Raw genomic sequence first — 26,299 nt, 5'->3', positions numbered from 1 at the left:
GCCCTGCCGCCGGTCAGAAGTCGGCGACCTTGCCGGCGGAAAAGCCGGCGAAGCGGTCGGGGTGATAGGGCCTGGGATCGACAATCGGCGCCTGATCGGTGATGAGGTCGGCGATCAGATGCCCGGCGCCGGGGCCGATGCCGAAGCCATGGCCGCTGAAGCCGGCGGCCAGGATCAGGCCGGGCAGGCTGCCGACCTCGCCGATGGCCGGAACGCCGTCGGGCGTGCTGTCGATGTAGCCGGCCCAGGCGGCGGTGACCGGCGCGCCCTTCAGGCCGGGCAGCAGCGCGGTTGCCCGCTCGTGGGTGAGGCGGATTGTGCCGCGGTCCGGGGCTGGGTCGAGCACCCGCACCCGCTCCATCGGCGTCGGGCGGTCGAGCCGCCAGCGCCGCAGCGTTTCGTGGCCGGCGCGCATCCCCTCCGTCCCGCCGGGCATCAGGCTGCGCCAGCGCCGGGCGAACATCGGCATGAATTGCGGCGCAAAGCGGATTTGCTGGAGCGTCGGGTCGACGCGTCCGCGTCCGCTGATGGCCAGCGTGTGCCCGCCGTCGCCGCGCCGGGTGATCGACACGGCGGCGGTGTGCAGGGCATCCGGCAGGCCGGAGGGGCTGGGGCCGACCGACAGGATCGACGAGCGGATCGAGGCCAGCGGGAACCGCACGCCCATCTGATGGCAGAAGGAGGACGCCCAGGCTCCGCCCGCCAGAACCGCCAGCGTCGTGCGGATCGTTCCCTTCTCGGTCACGACGCCGCAGACCCGTCCGCCGGCGGTTTCCAGCCCGCGCGCGGCGCAGCCCTGGTGCACCGTGCCGCCCAGCGCCATGATCGCCCTTGCCACCGCCGGTGCCGCGCGGGCCGGATCGGCGATGCCGTCCGACGGCGAGAAGACGCCGCCCTTCCAGGGCTTCCCGGTCGCCCGGCCACGCTCGGCGGCCTCGGCGGCGGACAGCATGTGGGTGGTGACGCCGACCGTCCGGGCGAAATCGCGCCAGCGCGCCCAGCCCGCCAGTTCCCCGTCGTCGTTGCTGAGATAGAGCAGGCCGCAGCGGGAAAAGCCGGTGTCCTCGCCGCTTTCCGCGGCGAAACGCTCCCACAAATCCAGGCTTTTGGTCGCCATCGGCAGTTCGCGCGCGTCGCGGTTCTGCTGCCGGCACCAGCCCCAGTTGCGGCTGGACTGCTCCGCCCCGACCTGTCCCTTTTCCACCAGCGCCACCGACAGCCCGCGCCGGGCCAGGAAATAGGCCGCCCAGACACCGACGATGCCGCCGCCGATCACGACGGCATCCGCCCGTTCGGGCAGGCTCGGGGAGGACGGAATGGTTTGCAAGGGGGCGGGCATGGCGCGGGTCTCCGATTTCGGCGTGACACCATCTAGCCATGGCGCGCGGATCGGCGGGCGCTGCATTGGGCGACTGAACGGCATTATCTTCTGCCGATGACGGAAAGCGCGGCGCTTTGTTCCGCCGAAAGAAAGCCACTCGGCCGTCGACAGGCGGGCTGTGCATGTTAAGCTTCCCCGGCATGCCCGGCAGAATTATCTGCTGCCGTATTCCGCTCTCCCGCCCTCGAACCGGATGGGTTCCCCATGAAGCTGGACCGCATCGACATCAAGATTCTGCATCAGCTCCAGAAGAACGGCCGGATCACCAACGTCGAGTTGGCCGAACTGGTCAATCTGTCGCCCAGCCCCTGCCTGATGCGGGTGAAGAAGCTCCAGGCGGAAGGCTATATCGAAGGCTACACGGCGCAGATCAACGTCAGCAAACTGGGCCAGACCCTGACCGTCTTCACCGAGGTGACGCTGAAGAACCACCGGCAGGTCGATTTCGCCCGCTTCCTGGCCGCCGCCAAGAAGATCGAACAGCTGCTGGAATGCCATCTGGTGTCCGGCGGCTACGACTACATGCTGAAGTTCGTCACCTCCGGCATCGGCGAATATCAGGAGATCATGGAAAAGCTGACCGACATGGACATCGGTATCGACAAATACTTCAGCTATGTCGTTCTGAAATCGCCGATCGTGCGCGCCCACATGCCGCTGACGACGCTGTTTCAGGTGTGACCCTCCGCGTTGCCCCGCACGGCGCCGGGCTCGATCCCGGCGATCTGCGCGATCCGCTCGGCAAGAAAATCGACCAGCAGCCGGACGCGCGCGATGCCCGCACGTTCCGGCACGATCAGCATGCTGAGCGGCACCGGGGGCGGCGCATAATCCGGAAGCACCCGCACAAGCCGTCCGGCCGCGAGAAGATCCTCGACCAGCCAAAGATGGGTGGGAGCGATGCCGCGGCCGGCCGCGAGCGCCTCGCGCACGGCGAGCCCATGATCCATCTGCAGCCGTCCGCCGAAGGGCAGTGCGTGGCGCTCCCCCCGCCCTTCGAGAACGAGCAGGTCGCTTCCGGCGATGTTCGACATCCGGATGCCTTCATGCTTGCCCAGATCCCGCGGATGCGTCGGCACCCCGCTCCCCGCGAGATACTGGGGCGCCGCCGCCAGCAGGCGCCTCGATTGGCCCAACGGCTTCAGCTTCAATGAGCTGTCGGTGAGCGGTCCGAGACGAAGCGCGATGTCGACGCCGTCGCGGACGAGATCGATGCGCTCGTCGCTGAGGCTGAGGTCGATTGCGATGTCCGGGTACAAATCCTGGAACGCGAAGATCAGGCGGCCGACATGCAGGACACCGAGTGCTGCCGTACAGGAGATGCGGATCGTGCCGGCCGGCGCGCCGCGGGTGCTGCGCGCCTCCTCGCTCGCCAGTTCCACCAGCCGCAGGATCTGCACGCATTGTGCGTGGAACCGGCTGCCCTCGTCCGTCACCGTCACCCGCCGCGTCGTCCGGCTCAGCAGCGGCACGCCGACGGCGGTCTCCAGTTCCCGCAGATGGCGCGTCACCGTCGATTGCCCGATACCCAGTTCGCGGGCGACCGCTGACAGGCTTCCCCGTTCGGCCACGCGGACGAAGGTGCGCATGCGTTCGAGCGTGACGTCCAATTTATCCGTTTTCCGGCATAATCATATCCATTCCCACCATATACCGGATCGCCGCTCCGCATGATACCTGCTCACCGGTTGCATCACCCAGCCGGAGCCGGCCATGAAAATCCTCATCGTCTTCGCCCACCCCGAACCGCGTTCGCTCAGTGCGTCGCTGCGCGACGTCGCCATCCAGGACCTGGAAGCACAGGGCCATGAGGTGCGGGTGTCCGACCTCTACGGCATGGGTTGGAAATCGGAGATCGACCGGGACGACTTCCCGACGCTTCCCTCCGAGGACCGGCTGAAGGTGCCCGGCTCGTCCCGCGGCGCCTTCGATGCCGCGGCGCTGACCGCGGATGTCAGGGCCGAGATCGACAAGCTGCTCTGGGCGGACACGCTGATCCTTCAGTTTCCGCTCTGGTGGTTCTCGATGCCGGCGATCCTCAAGGGCTGGGTCGACCGGGTCTATGCCAACGGCTTCGCCTATGGTGTCGGTGAGCACAGCGACCGGCGCTGGGGCGACCGCTACGGCGAAGGGGCCCTGGCCGGCAAGCGCGCCATGCTGATCGTAACCGCAGGCGGTTGGGAGGACCATTATTCGCCGCGTGGGATCAACGGGCCGATGGACGACCTGCTGTTCCCGATCAACCACGGCATCCTCCACTATCCGGGCTACGAGGTGCTTCCGCCGTTCTTGGTCTACCGTGCGGACCGCCTGGACGAGGCCGGCTTCGAGGCGGTCGCGGAGCGGCTGCGCGGGCGGATGCGGACGCTCGCGACGACGCCGCCACTCCCCTTCCGGCGTCAGAACGGCGGCGATTATCTGATCCCGGCCATGCAGCTCCGTCCCGGTCTCGAGGAGCCGGGCGCTGCCGGCTTTGCGCTCCACCTCAAGCACGGCGTTGCGGACAAGACCGAATGAGGCAGGGGCGCGAGGCTCCCACGGTCGGCGCAGGAATCGCGATACCCCGAATTTCTCGGCCCTACCTCCACGAGGGTGTGGTTTGTCCGGCACGCCCGCAACTACGCTGGAGACGCACCGATGCACGGTTCAGACCCCGAAATGAAACGGAGATGAGCCATGGAGCGGTTGCGACGATCCTGAATTGCCGAACCCTGATGCCAGCGTCCACCTGCGGCCGTTGGCGCCGTGCTCCAGTCGACGACCCAAGAAAGCGGGCCCAGAACCCGTGCGACGACCAAAAGAGCGATGCAATGGGAGGAATCATGAAGACCGGTCTGAACACCGCGCTTTTCCTGGCGGTTGCATGCCTGACGATGCCCGCCGGAGCCCAGGACTACCCGCAGCCGCCCGGCAACCTCGAGAAGTTGCAGCAATTCAAGACCACCGGCGACGTGACCGAAATTCCGGTCGTTCCGCAATCCGGTCCGAAGGCGGCAGCGATCAGCAAGACCCTGTCGCGGATCAAGCTGCCGCAGGGCTTCAAGATCGCGCTCTATGCCATCGTGCCCGACGCCCGTCACATGGCCGTCGGGCCGCAGGGCGTGGCTGTCTTCGTCGGGACGCGCAAGACCAAGGTCTACGCGGTCACCGACCGGGACAAGGACCGCGTCGCCGACGAAGTGAAGGTCTTCGCGCCGACGATCAATTTCTCGGTGCCGAACGGGGTCTGCTTCTCGAAGGACGGGTTCCTCTTCGTCGTCGAGCAGAACCGGGTGCTCACCTTCCCCGCCGCCGAGTTCTTCTATGAGGGCGCCGACGTCGCCGCCTTCCAGGTGGCCAAGGGTGGCGAACTCATTCCGAAGGAGGAGGAAAGCTACAACCACACCGCCCGCGTGTGCCGGGTAGGCCCGGACGACAAGCTCTACATCGCGCTCGGGCAGCCCTTCAACGTGCCGGCGGCCGACAAGCTAGACCTCTACAGGAAATGGGGGATCGGCGGCATCGTCCGCATGGACCGCGACGGAAAGAACCGCGAAGTCTATGCCTGGGGGGTGCGCAATTCCGTCGGCATCGACTTCAACCCCAAGGACAAGGCGCTCTGGTTCACGGACAACCAGGTGGACGGCATGGGCGACGATGTCCCGCCGGGCGAGTTGAACCGGGCGGAAAAGCCGGGCCTGAATTTCGGCTTCCCTTATTATGGGGGCGGCAAGGTCCGCACCGTCGAATACAAGGACCAGCAGGCGCCGGCAGACGCGGTGTCGCCGCAGGTCGAATACGACGCGCATGCGGCCGATCTCGGCATGACCTTCTACAGCGGCAGCCAGTTCCCGGCGAAGTACCGCGGCGGCATCTTCGCCGCTGAACACGGGTCGTGGAACCGCACCAAGCCCATCGGGGCGCGGATCATGTTCACCTCGCTCAAGCCGGACGGCACCGCGGACAAGACCGAGGTCTTCGCCGAAGGCTGGCTCACCCCGGACGGCGAATATCTGGGGCGGCCGGTCGATGTGGCGGTGCTGGCCGACGGCTCGCTGCTGGTGTCGGACGATTTCGCAGGCGCCGTCTACCGGATCTCCTATGGGCAATGACGGGCGGTCGCCGGGAGGATGAGGATGCGATACCGGTGGAGCGTGCCGATCCTGCTGGGACTGACCGTCTATGCGGCCGGCGCCCACGCCGGAGATCCCGCGGCGGGAAGAAAGAAGGCCATCCAGTGCCAGACCTGCCACGGGCTGGACGGGCTTTCCAAAATTCCGGAAGCGCCCAACCTTGCCGGGCAACCGGAAACCTACCTCCGGAAGGCGCTCACCGACTACAAGACGGGGGCCCGCAGGAACGAGATGATGTCGGTGGTCGCCCCGTCGCTGAGCGAGGCGGACATCGACGATCTCGCCTCCTATTTCGGTTCCATCCGGATCGAGGTGACGCCGCCATAGCGCAGCAGGACCGCTACGGGAGCCGACGGAGCCTGTCCGGGATCAGGGGGACCGGTCGATGACGCCGCTCAGGTGAATGGCGAGTTCAACCGAGAAGCGGCGATCCGGGCTTTCGACATCGATGCCGAACAGCTCCTCGATGCGTGTCAGCCGATAGCGCAGGGTGGTGACGTGCACGCCGAGCTGGTCGGAGCAGGCCTTGGTGCGGCACCCCGTCTTCAGATAGGCGGACAGCGTCTCCAGATAGGGCGTCCCGTGCTGACGGTCGTACTCGATGAGGGCGCCGATGCTGTCGGCGACATAGCCGCGCACCTCGTGGGTGTTGGCGGCAGCCAGCAGCATGGGCAGCGGGCCGAACTGCCGGGCATCGAGGACACCGGGGCGGCCGAACTCCTCGGCGATCCTGATCATCCGCCAGGAGCGCTCCCACGCCTCCGCATAATCCGGCGGGGCCATGCAGCGGCTCGTCAGCAGGACGAACGGCTCGGCATGCAGGATGTCGGCGACGGACCGCGCGATCTGCGCCATCAGCCGCTTGACCGGTCCATGGCTCCGCTCGTCGACGGCGGGAATGAGGCAGACCAGCCCGGCCGGAACGGTGACGAGCGTGCCGGCGATTCCGTGCAGCGACAGCAGCCGCTGGACCGGGAGCTGGAGGTCGGCCGCGGCACTCACCGCCCGCGGACTGCGGCCGGGCAGCCCGACCAGGATCATCTGGGCCGGCAGGTCGAGGTTGAGGCCGAGCCGCAGCGCGCGCTGTCCGATGTCCAGCGGATCCCGCCATCGCCGCTCCACCAGTTCCAGGAACAGCTCGGTCACTGTCCGGTTTTCGTACCTGAAGCGGATGACGTTGCGCAGCATCTGGATGCCAAGCGCGTGCTTGATGCCGTCGAGCAGGAGCTGGTCGGTCTGGCCGTAAGGCTGCGGTCCCGGAAAGATCATCAGCACGCCGACCACCTCGCCGTCGGCGGTCAGCGGGTCGATGCGCGGCGTCGTTCGGATGCGTTTGCCCTTGACCTCCCAGAACAGCGTCGCTCCGGTGGCGGCGGGATGGTCGATGGCATCGCGCGCCGCCTTCATGATCGAGGGGCCGAGGTCGGCCGCGACCGCCGCCTGCCAGTCGGCGTCGCCGATGTCGCTGCCGCAGGGCGCCCGGTCGGCGGTGACGAGGTTGGCGGTGAAGTCGACGATGACGATGGAGTAGGGCAGCAGGTCGCGGATGCGGGGCAGCAGGGTGGCCATCGCCCCGTCCTCCAGCGCCTGGCGCAGCAGCGAGGTGTTCACTTCCAGCGCCCGTTGCAGGCGTTCGGCGGCCAGGGTCTCGGCCCGCAGCCGGTGCTGGCGCTCCACCGCGATCTCGCCGAGCTGGACGATCATGCCGATGAAGGCCAGATCCTCCTCGCTCACTTCGATGATGCCGCGGGACACGACGCTCAGCACCAGCGGCCGGCCGCTGTCGTCGGTGCAGTTCATCGGCACGACCAGCACGCTGTGGTAGTCGCGCTCGAAGGCCTCGCGGCGATAGCCGGGGAACTCCTCCGACACCCGGGCGTCGGGGATGAAGATCGGCTCGTTCCGCCGCAGGGCGACCAGGGACGGGCTGGTCGCCAGCTCCCAGCGGTCGGGCAGCGGGCGCTGGATCAGCGTCGGGTCGTGGCGGACGACGACCAGGGCGTAGCCATGCTCGACATCGACCGCCATGATCGACCCCATCGACCAGTTGGCATGGCGGCAGGCGGCCAGGACCAGGCGCTGGAGCACCGTCGCCAGATCCCCGCCCGAATTGATCAGGCTGGCCACCACGCGCAGCGACTGGATGCGCGACGTCTCGACCATGTTCCTCCGGCGAAGGGAAGGGCTGAAGGCCCAGTTTCGACCGACTCTAACCCGATGACGGCACTCGGAAAAAGCGGAACGTCAGCGCCCTTCCGGCGGCTTGGCATCCGTTGGCCCGATGCTGGAGGGGTCAGGGACTGTCCGGGGGCCGGAGATCGCCGCTCCGGTCAGGCTGTCGGGCGGCAGCGGGCGGAAGGCCGGCGGGCCGGGCGCCCGGTCCCGTTCCCGCACGGCGCGGCGGATCAGGACGAAGGCGGCAAGCGCGGTGCAGCCGGCGGCGGCGTAGACGAACAGTCCCGACGGGCCGAGCCTGTCCATCAGCAGGGCGCCCGGCACCGGACCGACCATTGCTCCGGTGGCCCAGACCACCAGCAGGCCGCTGACCGTGGGGACGATGCGGCCCGGCGGCACCACATCGCAGGCGTGGGCGACGCACAGGGCGTAGATGCACAAAACCTGGCTGCCCCACAGCGCGAACCCCGCCCAGACCAGCCAGGCCGGGCTGCCGGCCGGCAGCAGCGCCAGCCCGGCGGACAGGACGGCGCCAGTCGCGGCCACGGCGGCGATCACGACGCGGCGGTCCCGCCGGTCCGACAGCGCGCCGAGCGGCCATTGGGCGAGAAGGCTGCCGCCCTGGAGGGCGACGAGCAGGGCGGCAGCGGCCGGTTCGGACAGGCCGATGCGCAAGCCATAAAGCGGGGCGAACGCGATCATCGTGCCGGTCACCACCCCGACCGCGAAGCAGCCGACCAGGGCCGACGGCGCCAGCCTGAACAGCCCGCTGAGGTCGAGCGAGACGGCGGTCGGCAGGGCCGGGCGGACCGGCCGGGTGAGGGCGACCGGCAGGACCGACAGCAGGATCAGCAGGATCAGCAGCCGGAAGGGCTGGTCGCCGCCGGGGTCGAGCAGGAGCGGGCCGGCCATCAGCGCCAGCTTGGTGGTGACCATGTAGACCGCCAGGATCCGCCCGCGGTTGCCGTCCTGCGCTCCGGCGCCGATCCACCCCTCGATCACCGTGAACAGCCCGGCGAAGCCGACGCCGGTCAGCGCGCGCAGCAGGACCCAGCCGACGCTGCCGCCGGCCAGCGGCAGGGCAAGCGCGAGGATCGCCATCAGCGCCGCCAGCCCGGCATAGGCGCGGACGAAGCCGAGCTTGCGGACGACCCTGGGTGCAGCCAGGCAGCCGGCGGCGAAGCCGACGCCATAGGCGGACGCCACCATGCCGATGTCGGCGGCCGACAGGCCCTGCGCCTGCATGCGCAGCGGCAGCAGGGCCTGGAGCAGCCCGTTGCCGGCCTGCATCAGGACGGCGGCGGCCATCACCGGCAGAAGCGGCGGCATCATCAATAGCCGCGCCCCCGCTCGACCCGGTTGGCCAGCGGCCGCCCGTCGCGGAAGGCCGCCAGGGTCGCCGCCACCTGCTCCACCGCCTGCGCCGGGTGGGTGGCGGCGGCGCTGTGGGGGGAGACGCGGATGCGTGGATGCCGCCAGAAGGGATGGCCGGCCGGCAGCGGTTCCTCGCTGAACACGTCCAGGCTGGCGCCGCCCAGCCGGCCGCAATCGAGGGCATCGAGCAGGTCCGCCTCGACCAGATGGTCGCCGCGCCCGGCATTGACCAGCACGGCCCCGGCCGGCAGGCGGGCGAACAGGCGCCGGTCCAGGATGCCACGGGTGTCGGCGGTCAGCGGCAACAGGCAGACCAACTGGTCGCACCGTGGCAGCATCGCCTCCAGCCCGTCGGGGCCGGCGAAGCACTCCACGCCGTCCAGCCGCTTCGGCGACCGGCTCCAGCCGAGGACGCGGTACCCCAGCGCCCCCAGCACGACGGCGGCGGCACGTCCCAGCTCCCCCAGCCCGAGCAGCCCGATCGTGACCTCGCGGGCCGGCCGGTAGGGCAGCCAGCGCCAGACCCCGGCCGCCTGCGCGGCGTCGAATTCGTCGGAATGGCGATGCCAGCGCAGCACCTGGAGGGCGACGAAGCCGGCCATGTCGTCGCTCAGGCTGTCCGCCACCATGCGGACCAGCGGCACGTCGGGAAGCGACGGGTCGGCCAGCAGCGTCTCGACCCCGGCGCCGAGCGACATCACCAGCCGCAGGTTGGGCAATCGGGCGAAGACGCCGGGCGGCGGCTGCCACACCAGCGCCATGTCGATGTCGTCCGGGTCGCCGACCTCCGGCCAGACCCGCAGCGTCACGTCGGGAAGGCGGCGGTGCAGGGCCTCCCGCCACAGGCCGGCATTGTCGATGCCCGAACAGAACAGCAGCGTCATCGGGCTGCGTTGCAGCGGCATGTCGGTATAGCCTCGATCCATTCGAAAAGCCGGGCGTGGGCGGGAGCGGGCGCGCTGGAGCCTCAACGGGCGCCGGCCTTTTCCGCTTCCATCTCCTCCATGTCGAGGAAGCGGTCGCCGATGCGCGGATGGGCGCGGCTGCCGTCCGAGGCGCCGATGGCGACCAGCAGCTCGTCGGGGCCGGGGGAGTCGGGAACCTGGAAATTGGCGGTCAGGAAATGCGCCCGCTTGCCGGTCTCCGTCTTGTGGATCATCGGCAGGGCGAGCAGGGCGCCGGGAGCGTTGCGGGTGTTGGTGAAGCTGAGGAAGGCGGTGCCCTGCGCCGCTTCGCGGAACATGTTGCCGAAGCGCAGCGTGTGGATCAGGGCGGAGGCGTGCTCGATCTCGCCATTGACGCCGACCGACGCGGCCTTGCCGTAGGCCTCGATGCGCGCGGCCGGCATCAGGGCGACCAGGCGCCGCGTCATCTCTGCCCCCAGCACCGGGGCCACCCGCAGGATCTCCGGCCGCAGATTCTCGACGAAGCCCTGGCCGGCCCAGGGGTTGCGCAGCACGGCGGCGACGACGACCGAGGTGATCGGCCGTTCGGCCGGTTTGCCGCCCTCGACGATGGTCTCCTCGATGAAGGTGGAGATCTTGCGCAGTCCGATGTCCATCATGTCCTGTCCGATTTTCTGATGTCCGGTCCCGGAGCCGGCCTGACCGGGGGCGGCCGGCGGCTTCGGGGGTGGAAACTGGGGAGCGTTGGATGTCGGGTCAGCTCGCCGCCCTGGCGCTGGCGACCCACTGCTCGAAGGCCGGCTTGTTGGCGGAAAGCCACTCCTGGGCCAGCGCCCGGATATGGCTTTCGCTGGCGCCCTTCTCGCTGATGCTGCGTTCCCATCCGGCCCAGGTCTGCAGCGGGAAGCCGATATTCTCGACCAGCGCCTTGACCGCCGGGTTGGCGGCGATGAAGTCCCGGTTGGCGACGGTGTTCCAGTTCCAGGAGGCCATGGCCATCCGGCAGGGGTCGGCGCCGCCGGCGCAGCCCGACACGCCGCTGACCAGGGCCGTTCCCTTGTTGGGCACCGACGGGGGCAGGGCGTCGAACGGGGTGGGCAGCCAGACCACGTCCTTGCCGGGGACCAGCGTGTTGGTGACCCAGGACGGGCTCCAGGCATAGAAGAAGGCGGGCTCGCCGCGGCGGACGCGGGCGACCGCCTCCACCATCAGCGGCTCGTACTTGCCGCGCACCGAGGTCACCGTGTCCTTCAGGCCGAACTTGTCGAGTTGGAAGTCGACCACGTCGCCGCAGCTCCAGCCGGGATCGCAGTTGACCAGATCCGCCTTGCCGCCCTTGCCGAACAGCGCGGCGATCTTCGGATCCTTCATCTGCTCCAGCGAGGTGATGTGGTGGGCGTCGGCCGTTTTCTTGTCGATCAGGTAGCCGTTGACCCCGCCCTCCTTGATCAGGCCGCCGCCGACGATGGTCGCCTGCTGCTCCACCTTTCGGAAGGCGGGCTCGCGCTGCGGGAAGTTGATGTCGGTGGCGATGTCGAGGTCGCCCTGCGCCGCCGCCTGGAAGAACAGGGTCGTGCTCAGCGTGCTGAGCTTGACCGAATAGCCGAGTTCCTTGAAGGCGGCGGTGACGATCTGGGCGGTGACGTAGTTGGCGCCCAGGCTGTCCGACTGGGCGTAGCGGATGGTCTTGCCCTTGCCGGGCTGGTCGGCGGCCAGAGAGGGCTGGACGCAGGCCGCGGCGAGGAAGGCGGCGACGGAGAGGGATTTGGCGACCGACTTTGTGAAGAAGGGCATGGCGGTTTCCTCAATCGGGGTCGGGACGGGATTCGGGGGGAGCGGGGCTTGCGGTTCGGGCTTTGCGGTCCGGGGGGATCACTGGTCCGGACTGGAGATCGCCGGCTTGGAGGTGGCCGGACGGCTGGAGCGGACAAGGGCGCGCAGGCTGCGGAGCAGCGGGCGTCCGCCGGGGCCGCCGGGCTGGGCCAGCTTCTGGGTGATGCGGTCGAGCATCATCGCCAGCAGGACGATGGCGATACCGCCCACCGCGGCGCGGCCGACGTCGAGCCGCCCGAGGCCCTGGAGCACCACCAGCCCAAGCCCTTCCGCGCCGATCATGGCGACGACGACCGACATCACCATCGCGGTCAGCACCGTCTGGTTCAGGCCGCCGAGGATGGTCGGCACGGCCAGCGGAAGCTGGACCTCCCACAGCAGCTGCCGCTTGGTGGCGCCGAAGGCGAGGCCGGCCTCGACCATCTCGGTCTCGACCATGCGGATGCCGAGGTTGGTGAAGCGGATCAGCGGCGGGGCCGCCGCCGTCACCACAGCCACCTCGCCCGGCACCGTGCCGACGCCGAACAGCATCACCACCGGCACCAGATACACGAAGGTCGGGGTCGTCTGCATGATGTCGAGGATCGGGCGGACCACGCCCCACATCCGGTCGCTGCGGGCGCAGCCGATGCCGATGGGGATGCCGACGGCGGCGCAAATGACGATGGCGGTGGTGATCAGCGACAGGGTGGTCATCGCCTCCGACCAGACGCCCAGCGCCGCGATGGCGACCAGGGCGACGGCGCTGAAGCAGGCCACCCCGATGCTGGCCAGCCGCCAGGCCAGCAGTACCGACACCGCCACGATGGCGAGGAAGGGAATCTCCTGGAGCAGGAAGATGTTGAGGTTCAGCACATACTCGACCGGCCATTTGATGGCGAGGAAGAGCGGGCGCAGGTTCAGCGCGATCCATGCGACGCCGTCCTGGATCCAGGCGTCGACCGGGAAGACGTTGAGGTCGTTCGCGTCAAGCATGCAGGCCTCCCGCCGGGTGAGAGGGGGCGGCGGCGATGCCCGCCAGGATGCGGTCGGCGGCGAGGGTGCCGGTCAGCCGGCCCTCCTCGTCGACCACCGCCATCGGCCGTCCGGCCCGGTGGGCGCGGGCGGCGTCGAGAAGGCTGTCGCACTCGCGCACCGTGACGAAGTCCTTGCGCAGGGCGCCCAAGCTGCCAATCCCGCGGCCAGATGTTTCGCGCAGTCCCCGCAACGTCTCGGAGTTGAGCGCGCCGACGACATGGCCGCCGTCGTCGAGCACCAGCCCGCCGCCGTCGCCCGTCTCGGCGAGGCACAGGCCGGCGGCGAGCGGGACGGGTTGCACCGGGGTCATCGCCCAGCGGGCATCGAACAGGCGCGAGCGGTCGACCTCGCGGGTGAAGGCGGCGACATAGTCGCTGCCCGGCTCCAGCACGATGGACTGCGGCGTGCCTTCGCGGACCAGCTCGCCGTCGGCCATGATGGCGATCCGCGTGCCGAGCTTCAGCGCCTCCTGGAAATCGTGGGTGATGAACAGGATGGTCTTCTTCAGCGTGCGCTGGAGGCGCAGCAGCTCGTCCTGCATCTCGGTGCGGATCAGCGGGTCGAGCGCGCTGAATGCCTCGTCCATGATCAGCACGTCGGCATCGGTGGCGAGCGCGCGGGCGAGCCCGACCCGCTGGCGCATGCCGCCGCTCAGCTCGTGGGGGTAGTGGTTACCCCAGCGCGCCAGCCCGACGATCGACAGCACCTCTTCCGCCCGGCGCCGCCGGGCCTGGGGGGACACCCCTTGGAGCTTCAGGCCGAACTCGGTGTTCTCGGCGACGGTGCGGTTGGGCAGCAGGGCGAAATGCTGGAACACCATGGAGATGCGCTTGCGACGGATGTCGCGCAGCTCCGCCTCTCCGGCGGCGACGATGTCGCGGCCATCCAGCAGGATGCGGCCGGCGCTCGGCTCGTTCAGCCGGTTGATGCAGCGGGCCAGGGTGGATTTGCCCGATCCCGACAGTCCCATCACCATATAGATGGCGCCGCTCGGAACCGACAGTGAAACGTCGTTCAACCCTACAACCATTCCGGTTTTTGCCAGAACATCGGCTTTTTTTGCACCTGCGGCCAACATCCGCAGGGCCGGATCGGGAGATTTGGAGAAAACTTTATAGAGATTCTCTACCCTCAGTCGTTCTGTCACAACCGTCTCCCATCGTTGTGTTCGGTGGGCTTTCCCTGTCTTTAAGATTTTTACTTGTGCCCATTAGGAAGACTTGCGCGTCTTCCTGTCTTCCTATGAAATAAAGGAAAAGCAGCCCTATCGTTCCTGCGAAATGGAGCATGACGCCGCCGGTTCGTCACTTCAGGGGCGAGAAGGCGGTCGGCAGCAGGATGCGGTTTTCCGCCGTCTCGATCAGCGCCGCCAGCTTCGGGATGAAGGTCTGCCAGCGCGGATCCTCGGAAAGCTGCTGGCGGCGGGCGGTGCGGTCCTCGAAATCGGCGTAGCCCCACATGTGGACGACATGGTTGAGCGGGCCGATCTCGCTGACGAAGTAGCCGATCAGGTTGCCGAGGATCGGCTGCTGGATCGCCAGCCCCTCGCTCTGCACCAGCGCAAGGTATTCGCGCAGCTTGCCCGAGCGGATGCGGTAGATGCGTTCCTCGACGATCATGGCGTGCCTCCCGTGCCGTCTTCGGCGATCTCCTGGCGGATTTTGCGGGCGATGCGGAAGCACTCCACACCGGCGGGAATGCCGCAATAGACCGCGATCTGGATCAGCGCCGCCTGCAACTCGGCATCGGAGAGGCCGTTGCGGATGGCGCCGCGCAGGTGCAGCTCGAACTCGTGCATGCGGCCCAGCGCCGCGATCATGCCGAGGTTGAGCAGGCTGCGCTGGCGGCGGTCGAGCGCGTCGTCGGCCCAGCACTGCCCCCAGCAATATTCATTGACCATCTGCTGGAAGGGGCGGGAGAAGTCGTCGGCCGCCGCCATGGCGCGGTCGACATAGGCGTCGCCCAGCACGTCGCGCCGGACGCGTTCGCCCGCCTGTTGCAGGGGTTCATCCATGGCTTGCGCCCTCCTTCGGTTGCTCGGCGGACGTCAGGAAGCGCCCCATCAGCCCCGCCACCGCGTCCGGCGCCTCGATCAGGATCGAATGGCGCAGGCCCGGCAGGATGTGCAGGTCCGAGCCGGGGATGCTGTCGTGCATCGTGCGCGCCATGCGTGGGTTGGAGCCGATGTCCTCCTCCCCGGTGGCGATCAGGGTCGGGCAGCGGATCTGGTCGAGAAAGCCGCCGAAATCGGTTTCCGCCAGGACGCGGTAGGCGGCGGCGTAGCAGTCGGGGTCGTTCCCGGCGTTGCGTTCGCGCAAGCCCCGGATCAGCTCCGGGTTCCGCTCCTGGAAGTCCTCGGTCAGCCAGCGCGACAGCGAGGCGTCGTAGTGCGAGCCCGGCTGCCCGGCCTGCAGGGCCGCCAGACGGTCGAGCACCCGCCGGCGCTCCTCCGGATTGCGGCCGGCGACGGTGGACAGCAGCACCAGCCGCTTGACGCGCTCCGGATGGGTCAGGGTCAGGCGCTGGGCGATCAGCCCGCCCAGCGAGAATCCCGCCAGGTTGAAGCGGCCAAACCCGACATGGTCGGCCAGCGCCAGCGTCTCGCCGACGAAATCGTCGATCTCGTAGCGGCCCTTGATCCGGGTGGTGCCGCCATGGCCGCGCAGGTCGAAGGTCAGGATGGTGAAGCGGTCGGCGAGCCGCTCCGCCACGCCGCTCCAGGCCTCCAGATAGGAGCCGACGCCGTGGATGCAGACCAGCGGCTCCGGCCCCCGGCCGTCGAGCCGGTAGTTCAGCGTCACCGGCCCGACCGTGAAATGACGGGAGTCGGCCATGGTCAGCGCCCCGCCGCGGCCATGCGAGGCGGCACGGCAGCAAGGCGGCGCTCCTCCTCGAACCGGCGGTCGCGCTCACGCGCGGCGAAGACCGGCAGCACCTCGCGGGTGAACAGGTCGAGCGTCTTGCGCTGGAGTTCGACCGGCAGGTTGAAGGACAGGCCGAGCGAGTACTGGTCGACGCCGGCCGCCTCATAGTCCAGCAGCTTTTCGATCACCTCGTCCGGCGTGCCGAACATCAGGTTCTTCAGGACGTTCTCCGGCTTGTAGTTGTCGCGCCCGGCGACGCTTTCGTAGGACACCGCGGTCGGGAAGCCGTTGGTCACCGTCCCGATGTTCTGGAACAGGTTCTCGAAACTGCGGCCATAGTCGATGCTGTGCCGCACCGCCAGCTCGGCCTCCTCCGGCCGCTCGTAGCAGCAGGTGCGGCGCTGCATCATGAAGCGCGGGCGCGGCACCTCCGGATGGTCGGCCACTGCCTTGCGGAACTTCTCGCCCAGCACCGCGATCTCGGCCGCCGGGGCGGCCAGCGGCGTCGACAGGATGCTGGCGCCGATGCCGACGGCCCAGTCGAAGGTGCCGGGATCGCGGGCCGCCACCCAGATGCGCGGGTGCGGCACCTGCAACGGCTTGGGCACCGAGGTCGCCAGCGGGAACTTCCAGTAATGGCCGTCATGGGCATAGTCGCCGGCCCACAGCTTCTGCACCGCCGGCACCAGCTCCTTCATGTAGGCGACGCCCTCCTGCTGGGGCATGCCGCCGGCCATGCGGTCGAACTCGTACTGGTAGGCGCCGCGGGCGATGCCGAACTCCAGCCGGCCGCCGGTCAGGTGGTCGCACAGCGCCGCCTCGCCGGCCAGCCGGATCGGGCTCCAGTAGGGGGCGACGATGGTGGCGGTGCCGAGCCGGATGCGCTCGGTGTGCTGGCCGAGCCAGGTCAGGATGGTGAAGGGGTTGGGGGAGATCGTGCACTCGATGGTGTGGTGCTCGGCGGTCCACAGGGTCTCGAAACCGCCCTGGTCGGCCATCTTCACCAGTTCCAGCATGGTGCTGGTCACGTCGCTCATCGGCGTGTCGGGTGAAAAGCGCTCCATGGAAAGCGCGACGGCGAACTTCATGTCCTTGTCCTTTTCTCGGGGGAGGAGAAGCCCGGTCGGGGCGGATCAGCGCAGCCGGATGACGAAGGGGTCCTGCATGGCGCCGGAGTAATCGATGACGACGTTCTTCGACCGCGAGAACTCGCGCATCACGTCGAAGCCGCCGCGCCGGCCGTAGCCGCTCTGCTTGAAGCCGCCGTTCGACGACATGTAGGCGGCGGCGCGGTAGGTGTTGATCCAGACCGTGCCGGCGTCGATCCGGGTGGCGAAGCGCATGGCGCGGTCGATGTCGCTGGTCCAGATGCCGGACGCCAGGCCATAGCGCGTGTCGTTCGCCATGGCGATCATCTCGTCCTCCGAGGCGAAGGGCACCACGCCGACGACCGGGCCGAAGATCTCGTCCTGCATGAAGCCCATGTCGTTGCGCGCATCGGCCAGCACCGTCGGCTCGAAGTACCAGCCCTTCTCCAGCCCGGCCGCCTGGGGCCGCCGTCCGCCGGCGGCCAGCCGGGCGCCGTCGCGCTGGCCCGAGGCGACATAGTTCTCGACCTTGGCGAGCTGCGCCGACAGGGCGAGCGGGCCGATGTCGGTGGTCTCCTCCATCGGGTGGTTGACGGTGATGCGCCCGGTGCGGGCGACCAGCGCCTCGACGAAGCGGTCGTAGATGGCGGCCTCGACGAAGCAGCGCGACCCGGCGACGCAGGTCTGCCCGGCTGCGGCGAAGACCCCGGCGACCACGCCATTGACCGCCCGCTCGATGTCGACGTCGCCGAACACCACATGGGGCGACTTGCCGCCCAGCTCCATCTGGCAGGGCACGAGGTTGGCGGCGGCGGTGGCGGCGATGCGGCTGCCGGTCTGGGTGCTGCCGGTGAAGACGATCTTGGCGATGCCGGGATGGCGGGTCAGCGCCTCGCCGGCGGTGGCGCCGCCGCCGGTCACCACGTTGACGACGCCGTCCGGGAAACCGGCCTCGGTGACCAGCTCGGCCAGCGCCAGGGTGGAGGCGGTGGCGTGTTCCGACGGCTTGATCACCACCGTGTTGCCGATGGCGAGGCAGGGCGCCAGCGTGCCGGTCAGCAGCATCAGCGGCGAGTTCCACGGCGTGATCATGCCGACGACGCCCAGCGGTTCGCGCAGGTTGAAGTTCAGCATGTCCAGCTTGTTCACCGGGATGGTGTCGCCCTGGAGCTTGTCGGCCATCCCGGCGAAATAGACGTAGCTGTCGGGGATGGCGCGCATCTGGGCACGCATCTCCTTGATCAGCTTGCCGTTGTCGCGGGTCTCCATCAGCGCCAGTTCCTCGGCGTTGGCGAGGATCAGCTCGGCCAGGCGGCGCACCAGCTTGCCGCGGTCGCTCTGGGTCATCCGTCGCCAGGCCGGATCGGTGAAGGCGGCCCGCGCCGCGGCGACGGCGGCCTCGACATCCTCGGCACCGGCATCGGCCAGCTCGTACCAGGGCTCGGCAGTGGTGGGGTCGTAGCTCGGGATATAGCGGCCGCTTTTCGGTTCGACGAACCGTCCGCCGATATAGAGGGCGCGGCGGGTGCCTTCGAGCGACCTGCAGGTGGTGTGCATCGCGGTCTCGTATTCTTTGTGAAGGGGCGGCGGGGGGGATCAGCCGTTTTCGGCGAAGGCGCCGGGCCAGGGGGAAGGCCGGCCGTCGACCATCGCCAGCCGTCCGCCGTCGCTTGAGTCGATGTAGATGCCGAAGCGGTCCGCTTGCCGTTCCCGGACATAGCGGCGCAGCATCGCCCTGGTCTCGCGCGTCGCCATCGCCTCGAAGGGCAGGGCGTCGAGCGCGAAGAACCGCAGGCCCGGCGGCAGGGGCATGGTGGCCGCATCGGCGGCGAGGCGGGTGCGATAGACCAGACAGCCGGCGTCCTGCCCGGCGACGTCGAAGACCGAATAGAGGAAGCTGTCGTCCGGCCGCAGCGGCAGCGTGCTGCCGTCCGCCAAAGCCAGTGCCCGTTCGGCCTTGCGGCTGCGGCCGCCCGGCAGGCGCCAGCCGCCCGCCCCGTCGGATTGCAGCAGGATGCCGTCGTCCGCTTCGACGAGGTAGCCGACCTGCATGCCGTGCGGCGCGTCGGCACCGGCGTCCGGCGCCTCGTGCACCGTCGCGTAGCGGCCCCGGCAGAAGCCGAGCGGAGCTGTCCGGTTTGCCGTCCCCCCGGCGGTCCCGCCTGGGCCGAACGCCTGCACGCGGCCGATCAGAACCAGATGGTCGCCGGCCATCACGCGGTCGTGCACCGTGCAATCGAACCAGGTGAGGCAATCGGTCAGGACCGGGGCGCCGGTGTGTTTCGGGCCGAAGCCGGTCGACTGGAATTTATCGGGCGAGCGGGAGGCGAAAAGGCCGGAGACATCGGCCTGCCCCGCATGCAGCAGATTCACGGCGAAGGACGACGTATTGCAAAAGATCGGAAAGCTGAAGGAACGGTTTCCGATGCAGACAAGGACCAGCGGCGGATCGAGCGAAACGGATGTGAAGGAATTGGCCGTTATCCCACGGGGATTTCCGTCTTCATCGAGCACGGTGACGACCGTAACTCCGGTCGGGAACATGCCGAAGGCGTTTCGAAGGTCCCTTTGATTGATGGGCGGTGGTTCATTCGACGAGAATGTCACGTCTGCCTCCCTTCCATTACGAAGACGAGGCTACCCTGTGCGGATACCGCCATCTTCCTCCTCTACAGAGGAATGTGCGACATTTTGTCCCATCGATTCCAAGGAATGGGTCCTCCCGCGGCAGCGCCGTCGCTGGCGGACAGGGGCTATGGGCAGAGGGAAATACAGCGGGGGCGAGGCAGATTTCCTGCCCCGCCCCCGCTCAGGCAAACGTCCGGCTTCAATCCACGCGCAGCCCGGGACCGGTCAGTTGGACGCGGCGCAGAGCTTCTCGCGGGAGGTCTGCTTCGCGGCCTCGGCGGAGAAGCCGTAGGGCTCGATGATCTTGGCGAACTCGCCGGACGCCTTCATCTCGGCCAGTACCTTGTCGAAGGCATCGCGCAGCGCGGTGTCCTGCTTGCGGAAGGCGGCGCCATCGCAATAGACCGGGGCGCCCTTGACCGGGGCGACCACCTCGATGTTCGGGTCGTTGGCCTTGCCGACCAGATCGTGGATCGACAGGACCGGCAGCGAATAGACATCGATGCGGCCGTCCTGCAACATCTTCATGCCGCTCTGCGGGTCCGGCACCACGATCACGCGGTCGCGCGGCACGCCGGCCTGCAACGCCAGCTTCTCCTCGGTGCCGCCGCCGGGGGCGCCGATTTTGGCGTTCGGGTTCTTGGCGATGTCCTCGTAGGAGGTCAGCTTCAGCGGGTTGCCCTTCTTCAGGGCGAAGGATTCGGCGTCGCAGAGGATCGGCTCGGAATAGGCGACGGCCTTGCAGCGCTCCGGCTTCATGAACAGGCCGGCGGTGACGGCGTCGAAGCGGCGGGCCTGCAAGCCTGGAATCATCGCGCCATATTCGGAAATCGAGGCGACGACGTCGTTGACGCCCAGCTTCTTCATCACCGCGCGGGCGACGTCGGGGGCGGCACCCGACACGGTGCCGTCCGGCTTGACGGCGGTGTAAGGCGGTTCGTTGGCGATGCCGATGCGGGCGAAGCCCTGTTCGCGCAGCGCCTCCAGCGTGTCGGCGGCAAAGGCCGGTGCCGAGAGCGTCAGGAGCGCCGCAGCGGCCATGCCGAACCGGTGTGCCATTACAGAGTGTTTCATGTCGGCCGTCCCTCTTTCGTGATTTGGTGCGTGCCCGGCCGGCGGTCCCATCGGGGCGCCGGCCCCTGTTCGGTCGGTGTCGATACCCGTTCTTCAAAATGCCCGCCTTCTGCCGAGGCGGGTTTCAACTGGCGGCGGTCAGCTCTCGACCGTTCCGACCACCGCGATGCAGTCGCCGGCCTTGACCAGGCCGGGGAAATGCCGGGCCGCCAGGATGCCGTCCAGCGCCGCCCGGTATTCGGCCGGCGCCAGCCCCGTGCGGCCGATGGGGTGGATGCGGGCGAGCAGGTCGCCTTTCCGCACCGGCTGGCCCAGATCGACGCAGGCCTCGATCAGGCCGCTGTCCTCGGCGAAGCGGAAACAGTCGCCCGACGGCATGTCGAGCCAGCGGCTGGCTTCTGCTGGTTGGCTGCCATCTGCCTGCCCATCCGTCAGGATCCCGGTGTGGCGCAGGACGTTGCGGACGCCGCGCTTGGCGATGGCGATGGTCTCCGCCCGGCCGGTGCCGCCGCCGCCCAGTTCGGTGGTGACGAAGGTCTTGCCCAGCTCCTCCGCCGTCGTGTCGTACATGCCGACCGCGTCGATCTCCAGCATGCGCATGGAGAAGGGTGCGGCGAAGGCGGCCACGGCGGCGAAGCAGCGCGCCTCCTGGTCCTTGTCGGGCAGGATGTGGGCGGCGGCGAAGGGCACGAAGTCCAGCGTCCGGCCGCCGGAATGGATGTCCATCACCAGATCGGCCAGCGGCAGGAGTTCGCGGGTGAAGTAATCGGCGATCTTCTGCGTCACCGTGCCGTCGGGGCGGCCGGGAAAGCTGCGGTTCAGGTTGCCCTTGTCGATGGGCGAGGTGCGCGTGCCCGCCTGGAAGGCCGGGTAGTTCATCGCCGGAACGATGATGACGCGGCCGGCGATCCGGTCGGCGGTCAGGGTCTGGGCGAGGTCGAACAGGGCGACGGCGCCCTCATACTCGTCGCCATGGTTGGCGCCGGTCAAGAGGGCGGTCGGCCCGCTGCCGTTGCGCACCACGGTGAGCGGGATCATCACCGACCCCCAGGCCGAATCGTCGCGGCTGTAGGGCAGGCGCAGGAAGCCATGCTGCACCCCGTCACGGTCGAAATCGACCGTCGGGGTTATGGGTGAGGGGGCAAGTGCGGCGGGCGCCATGGTCAGGACTTCACAAACAGCTTGCGCGGCACGTTGGCCAGGCATTCGACGCCGGTGTCGGTGATGGCGATGCTCTCGGTGATCTCCAGCCCCATATCCTCCAGCCAAAGGCCGGTCATGAAGTGGAAGGTCATTCCGGGCTGGAGTTCGGTGCGGTCGCCGGGCCGCAGGCTCATGGTTCGCTCGCCCCAGTCCGGCGGATAGCTGAGGCCGATGGGGTAGCCGGTGCGGTTGTCCTTGGTGATGCCGTAGCGCTTCAGCACGGCGAAGAAGGCGTTGGCGATGTCCTCGCAGCTGTTGCCCGGCTTGGCGGCGGCGAGCCCGGCCTCCATTCCCTCCAGCGTCGCCTTCTCGGCATCGAGGAAGGCTTGCGTCGGCGTGCCGAGGAAGACGGTGCGCGACAGCGGGCAGTGATAGCGTTTGTAGCAGCCGGCGATCTCGAAGAAGGTGCCCTCGCCCAGCTTCATCGGCCGGTCGTCCCAGGTCAGGTGCGGGGCCGAGGCGTCGGCCCCCGACGGCAGAAGCGGGACGATGGCCGGATAGTCGCCGCCGAAGCCGTCCGCCCCCCCGATGCCCCGAATGCCGGCGTCGTAGATCTCGGCCACGAGGTCGCATTTGCGCATGCCGGGCTCGACGCGCTCGACGATGCGGGCGTGCATCGCCTCGACGATGCGGGCGGCCTTGCGCATGTAGTCGAGTTCCTGCGGGCTCTTCACCGCACGCTGCCAGTTGACCAGCGCCGTCGCGTTTTGGAAGCGGGCGTTGGGCAGGTGGGTGGCCAGCGATTGGTAGGCGGCGGCGGTGAACCAGTAATTGTCCATCTCGACGCCGATGGTGAGCCCGCCCCAGCCGCGGTCCGCCAGGATCGTCGACAGCAAATCCATCGGATGGCGTTCGGTCGATTGCACGTAATGGTCGGGATAGCCGACGATGCTGTCATGGGCGAGATAGGCGGTGCGCTTGGCGCCGTTGGCGTCCTGGCCGCGTCCGTACCAGATCGGCTCGCCGTGCGGCGGCACGATCACGCATTGGTGGACGTAGAAGGACCAGCCGTCATAGCCGGTCAGCCAGGCCATGTTCGACGGATCGGTGACGATCAGCAGCTCGATGCCGGCCTTGTCCATGGCGGCACGGGTCTTGTCGAGCCGGGCGGCATATTCGGCCCGGCTGAAGTTCAGCGTCGGTTCCAGCATGTCGGGGTCTCTCTCGTAAGAGGAGGGATGTTCAGGCGTCGAAGACGGTGCCGGCACCGGCCGCCAGGGCCCGGCCGCGCGCCAGCGTGGCGATGGCGGTGTCCTGCACCCCGGTTCCGGTGAGGTCGCAGACGGTGATGGCGTCGGTGGAGGGGCGGCCCGCGGCCTGCCCGGCGATGACGGCGCCCAGCTCGGGAAACTCCCGGTCGGCGGCGACCGTGCCGGCGGCGATCGCGTGATGCAGTTCGCCCAGCCGGCGGGTTTGCGTCAGGCGGTCGGCGACATAGAGGTCGGCACGGGACAGGATGGCGGGATCGAGTTCGTTCTTGTGCTCGGCGTCCGACCCCATGGCGGTGACGTGCTGGCCGGGTTCGAGCCAGTCCGCCATCAGGATCGGCCGGTCGGCCGGGGTGGTGGTGACGACGATGTCGGCCCCCGCCACGGCTGTCAGGCCGTCAGTCTCGGCGCGGACGGGGAAGCCCAGCCGCTCCGACAGGCGGGCGGCGGTGGTGGCGGCGCGCTCGGGTTGGCGCGCCCAGATTCGGGCCTCGCGGATCGGGCGGACCAGGGTCAGCGCCTCCAGTTGCAACGCGGCCTGCACCCCGGCGCCGAAGACGGCGGCGACGGCGCTGTCGGGACGCGACAGGTGTTTGGCGGCGACCGCACCCGCCGCGGCGGTCCGCACGTCGGTCAGATAGCCGTTGTCGAGAAGCAGGGCCTCGACCAGCCCGGTCCGGCTGCTCAGCAGCACCATCAGCCCGTTGACGCTGGGCAGCCCGAGCGCCGGGTTGCCGAAGAAACCGGGGCTGATCTTGATGGCGAAACCGTCGAGGCCGGGGACATAGGCGGTCTTGACGTCGACTTCTCCCCCGCTACCGCCGGCATGTTCCGGGATGTCGAGCCGCAGGATCGGCGGCATCGCCACCGGACGGGTGGCCAGTGCCCGGAAGGCGTCCTCGACGCAGGCGACGGCATCGCGGTCGAGCGGAACGATCCGCCGCAGCTCCGCCTCGGTCAGGATGGTCATGCGGGGCATGGCAGGCCTCCGGTGATGATGCGGCGGTGCAGGTCCATGGCGATGTTGCGGCCGGACAGCAGCGCGATTGTCGGGCCTCGCGGCGTCACCTTGCCGGCGAGCAGTGCGGCGATGCCGACGGCCCCGGCGCCCTCGACGATCTCCTGCTCGGCGGAGTAGGCGTGCTCGATGCCGGCGGCGATCTCCGCCTCGGTCAGCAGGACCACGTCGTCGAGCAGGCTGGCGGCAAGCCGGTGGGTGTGGCGGTTGTCGAGCCCGATGCCGCCGCCGAGCGAATCCGCCAGCGTCTCCAGCTCCTCGACCTGAACCGGGCGTCCGGCCTTCAGGCTGGCATGCATCGCGGCACCGCGTTCCATCGACACGCCGATCACCCGCAGGCCTGGCCGCAGGGCCTTGGCCGCCAGCGCCACGCCGCCGATCAGGCCGCCGCCCGACAGCGGCACCAGCAGCAGCTCGGCGTCGGGAACCGCCTCGACGATCTCCAGCCCCAGCGTGCCCTGTCCGGCGATGACGTCGGCATGGTCGAAGGGCGGGACGGTGGCGAAGCCCTCCTCGCGGACCAGCCGGTCGACCTCGACCTGCGCGTCGTCCTGGGAACGGCCGACGATGCGGATCTCCGCCCCCAGCGCGCGGATGCCCTCGATCTTGTTGGCTGGCACCAGCGCCGACATGCAGACGACGCAGCGGATTCCGGCCTGAGCGGCGGCATGGGCGAGCGCCCGGCCATGATTGCCGGTGGAGGCCGCCGCGACCCCCGTCGCCAATGCTTCGCGCGGCAGGGCCGCCAGCGCGTTGGTGGCGCCGCGCAGCTTGAAGCTGCCGGTGGTCTGGCGGGTCTCCAGCTTCAGGAAGACCGGAGCGCCGCAGCGGGCGGTCAGGCTGGGCGAGGCGACGGTCGGCGTCGCCACGATCCGCCCGGCCAGCCGCGCGCGAGCACGGAAGACGTCCTCCAGACCGATGTCCTGGCCGCTCATGACCAAGCCTTCCCGGGCAGCGGCAGGGTCATCAGCCGCCCAGCCCCGGCACGGGGCCGGTCGTCGCCGCACAGGCGCAGCGCGGCCCAGGCGGTGGCTTGGTTGCTGGTGACGACGGGGCGGCCGATGGCGTCCTCGATCTCGGCGGCGACGGCGGCCGAGCGCAGGGCGGTGCAGGAGATGAACAGGGCCTCGGCGTCCGGCGCCATCGCTTCGACAGCAGCGCGCACCAGACTGGCCGGCGCGATGCGCGCCATCTCGCGGTCGTCATCCAGCCCGAAGCAGGTGAAGCGCGCGATGTCGAAGCCATGCACGCCGAAATAGGCGGCCATCGGCCGGCTGGTCTGTTCGGTGTAGGGGGTCAGCACGGCGATGCGCTGGGCGCCGAAGGCATGCAGGGCACGCCGGGCGGCGGCGGGCGGCGTGATGACGGGAGCGCCCGGCTTGGCCGAGGCGATGGCCGTCTCGATGGCGTCGTCGCCCATCACGACGCTGGCCGAGGTGCAGGAATAGCAAATGGCGTCGAGCGGCTCGCCGGGCAGGATCAGCGCCGCCCCGTCGGCGAGGCGCGGCTGCATGCGGCGCAGATTCTCCGGCGTCGTCGGGTTGGCGTAGGGGATGCGCGCGGTGTAGACGCCGATGCGGTCGCCGGCGACCATGCGGCGGAAATCCGGTTCGGTCGTGTGGTCGGTCGCCAGCACGACCAGGCCGACGCGCTTTTCGACCGGGCGGTCGTCGAAGGCCAGCGCGGTGGGAGAGCGCAGGATGGGGAGGGAGGACATGGCTCGGAAACTCCAGGGTCAGCGTGTCGGCGCGCCGGCAGTCAGCGGGGTGGCCGGAAACGGCGTTCCAGCAGGTGCAGGGCGGGCACGGCGATCAGGCTGATGCACAGGAACAGGACGCCGACCATCGTCATCGGCTCCAGGTAGCGGTAATTGCTGTTGGCGACGCCGCGGGCCTCGCTCATCAGCTCGATCACCGTGATGGCGGAGAGCAGCGGGGTTTCCTTGAACATCGCGACGAAGTAATTCGCCAGCGCCGGGATCATCGGCGGGATCGCCTGCGGCAGGATGATATGGCGCCAGGTCTGGTACGGCGTGAGGTTGCAGGCCTTGGCCGCCTCCCACTGGCCGCGCGGCGTGTTGTCGATGCCGGCGCGGAAGACCTCCGACGTGTAGGTGGCGTAATGAAGGCCCAAGCCCACCACCCCGGCGGTCAGCGGCGACAGCAGCAGTCCCAGCTCCGGCAGCACGTAGAACAGGAAATACAGCTGCACCAGCAGCGGCGTGCCGCGGATGAACTCCACCACGAAGCCGGTGATGCACGCCACCGGCCGGCTTTGCGAGCGACGGAGCAGGGCGAAGCCAAGCCCGGCGGCGGCGGCCAGGATGGAGCCGAGCAGGGTGGCCAGCAGCGTGATGCGCAGGCCGTCCAGCAGCATCGGCATGATTTCCCGGACGAACTCCCAATCCCATTCCATGGCC

26 protein-coding genes are annotated in these 26,299 nt (G+C 69.0%); 4 read left to right on the top strand and 22 right to left on the bottom strand.

Annotated features, from left to right (window positions below; all coding sequences use genetic code 11):
• Positions 1-13: 13 nt before the first annotated feature.
• A complete protein-coding gene (locus ACWPN8_RS29235; RefSeq protein ID WP_492243295.1) occupies positions 14-1,339 on the bottom strand; it encodes an NAD(P)/FAD-dependent oxidoreductase in 1,326 nt (441 codons plus the stop codon).
• Positions 1,340-1,585: 246 nt separating this feature from the next.
• Here ACWPN8_RS29235 and ACWPN8_RS29230 point away from each other — a divergent pair, with 246 nt between their 5' ends.
• On the top strand, positions 1,586-2,062 hold the full coding sequence (locus ACWPN8_RS29230) for an Lrp/AsnC family transcriptional regulator (RefSeq protein WP_109448931.1): 477 nt from the start codon (positions 1,586-1,588) through the stop codon (positions 2,060-2,062).
• Here ACWPN8_RS29230 and ACWPN8_RS29225 read toward each other — a convergent pair.
• Entirely contained in the window at positions 2,053-2,991 is a 939-nt protein-coding gene (locus tag ACWPN8_RS29225) for a LysR family transcriptional regulator (protein WP_492243294.1), read from the bottom strand. The genes ACWPN8_RS29230 and ACWPN8_RS29225 overlap by 10 nt on opposite strands.
• A 103-nt stretch (positions 2,992-3,094) precedes the next feature.
• Between ACWPN8_RS29225 and ACWPN8_RS29220 the strand changes: the two genes are divergently transcribed.
• From ACWPN8_RS29220 to ACWPN8_RS29210, 3 genes are all read left to right on the top strand, one after another.
• Positions 3,095-3,898 (top strand): NAD(P)H-dependent oxidoreductase, encoded by an 804-nt coding sequence (locus ACWPN8_RS29220; protein WP_109448928.1) that lies wholly within the window; start codon positions 3,095-3,097, stop codon positions 3,896-3,898.
• Positions 3,899-4,203: 305 nt separating this feature from the next.
• Entirely contained in the window at positions 4,204-5,472 is a 1,269-nt protein-coding gene (locus ACWPN8_RS29215) for a PQQ-dependent sugar dehydrogenase (RefSeq protein WP_492243293.1), read from the top strand.
• 24 nt (positions 5,473-5,496) lie between these two features.
• Positions 5,497-5,820: a c-type cytochrome gene (locus ACWPN8_RS29210; protein ID WP_492243292.1), complete on the top strand. Its 324-nt coding sequence runs from the start codon at positions 5,497-5,499 to the stop codon at positions 5,818-5,820.
• Positions 5,821-5,862: 42 nt separating this feature from the next.
• Here the strand turns inward: ACWPN8_RS29210 and ACWPN8_RS29205 are convergent, their stop codons facing one another.
• The 20 genes from ACWPN8_RS29205 to ehuD form a co-directional block, all read right to left on the bottom strand.
• Positions 5,863-7,656, bottom strand: coding sequence for a helix-turn-helix domain-containing protein (locus tag ACWPN8_RS29205; RefSeq protein ID WP_492243291.1), 1,794 nt, complete (start codon positions 7,654-7,656; stop codon positions 5,863-5,865).
• An 81-nt stretch (positions 7,657-7,737) separates the two neighbouring features.
• Complete coding sequence (locus tag ACWPN8_RS29200; protein ID WP_492243290.1) at positions 7,738-9,000, bottom strand: MFS transporter; 1,263 nt, start codon at positions 8,998-9,000, stop codon at positions 7,738-7,740.
• A complete protein-coding gene (locus ACWPN8_RS29195; protein WP_492243289.1) occupies positions 9,000-9,968 on the bottom strand; it encodes a 2-hydroxyacid dehydrogenase in 969 nt (322 codons plus the stop codon). Before ACWPN8_RS29195 ends, ACWPN8_RS29200 begins: the two co-directional genes overlap by 1 nt.
• A 41-nt stretch (positions 9,969-10,009) precedes the next feature.
• Positions 10,010-10,606 carry an amino acid synthesis family protein gene (locus ACWPN8_RS29190; RefSeq protein WP_492243288.1) on the bottom strand — a complete coding sequence of 199 codons (597 nt, stop codon included), beginning with the start codon at positions 10,604-10,606 and terminating at the stop codon, positions 10,010-10,012.
• A gap of 97 nt (positions 10,607-10,703) precedes the next feature.
• Positions 10,704-11,741, bottom strand: coding sequence for a glycine betaine/L-proline ABC transporter substrate-binding protein ProX (gene proX, locus ACWPN8_RS29185; RefSeq protein ID WP_109448919.1), 1,038 nt, complete (start codon positions 11,739-11,741; stop codon positions 10,704-10,706).
• A 78-nt stretch (positions 11,742-11,819) separates the two neighbouring features.
• Complete coding sequence (locus ACWPN8_RS29180) at positions 11,820-12,755, bottom strand: ABC transporter permease (protein WP_109448917.1); 936 nt, start codon at positions 12,753-12,755, stop codon at positions 11,820-11,822.
• Entirely contained in the window at positions 12,748-13,944 is a 1,197-nt protein-coding gene (locus ACWPN8_RS29175) for a quaternary amine ABC transporter ATP-binding protein (protein WP_492243287.1), read from the bottom strand. Before ACWPN8_RS29175 ends, ACWPN8_RS29180 begins: the two co-directional genes overlap by 8 nt.
• A gap of 157 nt (positions 13,945-14,101) precedes the next feature.
• Positions 14,102-14,416, bottom strand: a complete 315-nt coding sequence (locus tag ACWPN8_RS29170; RefSeq protein ID WP_109448913.1) for an NIPSNAP family protein — start codon at positions 14,414-14,416, stop codon at positions 14,102-14,104.
• The gene (locus ACWPN8_RS29165) at positions 14,413-14,811 is read right to left on the bottom strand and encodes a carboxymuconolactone decarboxylase family protein (RefSeq protein ID WP_492243286.1); all 399 of its coding nucleotides are present in this window, start codon (positions 14,809-14,811) and stop codon (positions 14,413-14,415) included. Before ACWPN8_RS29165 ends, ACWPN8_RS29170 begins: the two co-directional genes overlap by 4 nt.
• Positions 14,804-15,631: an alpha/beta fold hydrolase gene (locus ACWPN8_RS29160; RefSeq protein WP_109448909.1), complete on the bottom strand. Its 828-nt coding sequence runs from the start codon at positions 15,629-15,631 to the stop codon at positions 14,804-14,806. The genes ACWPN8_RS29165 and ACWPN8_RS29160 overlap by 8 nt, the downstream gene beginning before the upstream one ends.
• Positions 15,632-15,633: 2 nt before the next feature.
• Positions 15,634-16,749: an LLM class flavin-dependent oxidoreductase gene (locus tag ACWPN8_RS29155; protein ID WP_109448907.1), complete on the bottom strand. Its 1,116-nt coding sequence runs from the start codon at positions 16,747-16,749 to the stop codon at positions 15,634-15,636.
• A 45-nt stretch (positions 16,750-16,794) separates the two neighbouring features.
• Positions 16,795-18,306 carry an aldehyde dehydrogenase gene (locus tag ACWPN8_RS29150; RefSeq protein WP_492243285.1) on the bottom strand — a complete coding sequence of 504 codons (1,512 nt, stop codon included), beginning with the start codon at positions 18,304-18,306 and terminating at the stop codon, positions 16,795-16,797.
• Between the two features lie 39 nt (positions 18,307-18,345).
• The gene (locus ACWPN8_RS29145) at positions 18,346-19,293 is read right to left on the bottom strand and encodes a flavin reductase family protein (protein ID WP_109448903.1); all 948 of its coding nucleotides are present in this window, start codon (positions 19,291-19,293) and stop codon (positions 18,346-18,348) included.
• Positions 19,294-19,602: 309 nt separating this feature from the next.
• Positions 19,603-20,451 carry an ectoine/hydroxyectoine ABC transporter substrate-binding protein EhuB gene (ehuB, locus tag ACWPN8_RS29140; protein WP_492243284.1) on the bottom strand — a complete coding sequence of 283 codons (849 nt, stop codon included), beginning with the start codon at positions 20,449-20,451 and terminating at the stop codon, positions 19,603-19,605.
• Between the two features lie 138 nt (positions 20,452-20,589).
• Positions 20,590-21,612, bottom strand: coding sequence for a N(2)-acetyl-L-2,4-diaminobutanoate deacetylase DoeB (doeB, locus tag ACWPN8_RS29135; protein WP_492243283.1), 1,023 nt, complete (start codon positions 21,610-21,612; stop codon positions 20,590-20,592).
• A gap of 2 nt (positions 21,613-21,614) precedes the next feature.
• The gene (gene doeA / locus ACWPN8_RS29130) at positions 21,615-22,805 is read right to left on the bottom strand and encodes an ectoine hydrolase DoeA (RefSeq protein ID WP_492243282.1); all 1,191 of its coding nucleotides are present in this window, start codon (positions 22,803-22,805) and stop codon (positions 21,615-21,617) included.
• 31 nt (positions 22,806-22,836) lie between these two features.
• Positions 22,837-23,841, bottom strand: a complete 1,005-nt coding sequence (gene eutC, locus ACWPN8_RS29125; protein WP_492243281.1) for an ectoine utilization protein EutC — start codon at positions 23,839-23,841, stop codon at positions 22,837-22,839.
• Positions 23,829-24,815: a hydroxyectoine utilization dehydratase EutB gene (eutB, locus tag ACWPN8_RS29120; protein WP_492243280.1), complete on the bottom strand. Its 987-nt coding sequence runs from the start codon at positions 24,813-24,815 to the stop codon at positions 23,829-23,831. The genes eutC and eutB overlap by 13 nt, the downstream gene beginning before the upstream one ends.
• Positions 24,812-25,597 carry an ectoine utilization protein EutA gene (eutA, locus tag ACWPN8_RS29115; RefSeq protein WP_492243279.1) on the bottom strand — a complete coding sequence of 262 codons (786 nt, stop codon included), beginning with the start codon at positions 25,595-25,597 and terminating at the stop codon, positions 24,812-24,814. The genes eutB and eutA overlap by 4 nt, the downstream gene beginning before the upstream one ends.
• Before the next feature lie 41 nt (positions 25,598-25,638).
• Complete coding sequence (ehuD, locus tag ACWPN8_RS29110; protein WP_492243278.1) at positions 25,639-26,295, bottom strand: ectoine/hydroxyectoine ABC transporter permease subunit EhuD; 657 nt, start codon at positions 26,293-26,295, stop codon at positions 25,639-25,641.
• Positions 26,296-26,299 lie beyond the last annotated feature (4 nt).

Source organism: Azospirillum sp. UENF 112521, from assembly GCF_058780665.1.
Note: the sequence above shows the minus strand (reverse complement) of the source record. Positions and strands in the feature narration are given on the sequence as shown.

Coding starts and splice junctions, on each gene's coding strand:
- ACWPN8_RS29235 (WP_492243295.1), bottom strand. CDS start 1,339: ATGCCCGCCCCCTTGCAAACCATTCCGTCCTCCCCGAGCCTGCCCGAA.
- ACWPN8_RS29230 (WP_109448931.1), top strand. CDS start 1,586: ATGAAGCTGGACCGCATCGACATCAAGATTCTGCATCAGCTCCAGAAG.
- ACWPN8_RS29220 (WP_109448928.1), top strand. CDS start 3,095: ATGAAAATCCTCATCGTCTTCGCCCACCCCGAACCGCGTTCGCTCAGT.
- ACWPN8_RS29215 (WP_492243293.1), top strand. CDS start 4,204: ATGAAGACCGGTCTGAACACCGCGCTTTTCCTGGCGGTTGCATGCCTG.
- ACWPN8_RS29210 (WP_492243292.1), top strand. CDS start 5,497: ATGCGATACCGGTGGAGCGTGCCGATCCTGCTGGGACTGACCGTCTAT.
- ACWPN8_RS29205 (WP_492243291.1), bottom strand. CDS start 7,656: ATGGTCGAGACGTCGCGCATCCAGTCGCTGCGCGTGGTGGCCAGCCTG.
- ACWPN8_RS29200 (WP_492243290.1), bottom strand. CDS start 9,000: ATGATGCCGCCGCTTCTGCCGGTGATGGCCGCCGCCGTCCTGATGCAG.
- ACWPN8_RS29195 (WP_492243289.1), bottom strand. CDS start 9,968: ATGGATCGAGGCTATACCGACATGCCGCTGCAACGCAGCCCGATGACG.
- ACWPN8_RS29190 (WP_492243288.1), bottom strand. CDS start 10,606: ATGATGGACATCGGACTGCGCAAGATCTCCACCTTCATCGAGGAGACC.
- proX (WP_109448919.1), bottom strand. CDS start 11,741: ATGCCCTTCTTCACAAAGTCGGTCGCCAAATCCCTCTCCGTCGCCGCC.
- ACWPN8_RS29180 (WP_109448917.1), bottom strand. CDS start 12,755: ATGCTTGACGCGAACGACCTCAACGTCTTCCCGGTCGACGCCTGGATC.
- ACWPN8_RS29170 (WP_109448913.1), bottom strand. CDS start 14,416: ATGATCGTCGAGGAACGCATCTACCGCATCCGCTCGGGCAAGCTGCGC.
- ACWPN8_RS29165 (WP_492243286.1), bottom strand. CDS start 14,811: ATGGATGAACCCCTGCAACAGGCGGGCGAACGCGTCCGGCGCGACGTG.
- ACWPN8_RS29160 (WP_109448909.1), bottom strand. CDS start 15,631: ATGGCCGACTCCCGTCATTTCACGGTCGGGCCGGTGACGCTGAACTAC.
- ACWPN8_RS29155 (WP_109448907.1), bottom strand. CDS start 16,749: ATGAAGTTCGCCGTCGCGCTTTCCATGGAGCGCTTTTCACCCGACACG.
- ACWPN8_RS29150 (WP_492243285.1), bottom strand. CDS start 18,306: ATGCACACCACCTGCAGGTCGCTCGAAGGCACCCGCCGCGCCCTCTAT.
- ACWPN8_RS29145 (WP_109448903.1), bottom strand. CDS start 19,293: ATGTTCCCGACCGGAGTTACGGTCGTCACCGTGCTCGATGAAGACGGA.
- ehuB (WP_492243284.1), bottom strand. CDS start 20,451: ATGAAACACTCTGTAATGGCACACCGGTTCGGCATGGCCGCTGCGGCG.
- doeB (WP_492243283.1), bottom strand. CDS start 21,612: ATGGCGCCCGCCGCACTTGCCCCCTCACCCATAACCCCGACGGTCGAT.
- doeA (WP_492243282.1), bottom strand. CDS start 22,805: ATGCTGGAACCGACGCTGAACTTCAGCCGGGCCGAATATGCCGCCCGG.
- eutC (WP_492243281.1), bottom strand. CDS start 23,841: ATGCCCCGCATGACCATCCTGACCGAGGCGGAGCTGCGGCGGATCGTT.
- eutB (WP_492243280.1), bottom strand. CDS start 24,815: ATGAGCGGCCAGGACATCGGTCTGGAGGACGTCTTCCGTGCTCGCGCG.
- eutA (WP_492243279.1), bottom strand. CDS start 25,597: ATGTCCTCCCTCCCCATCCTGCGCTCTCCCACCGCGCTGGCCTTCGAC.
- ehuD (WP_492243278.1), bottom strand. CDS start 26,295: ATGGAATGGGATTGGGAGTTCGTCCGGGAAATCATGCCGATGCTGCTG.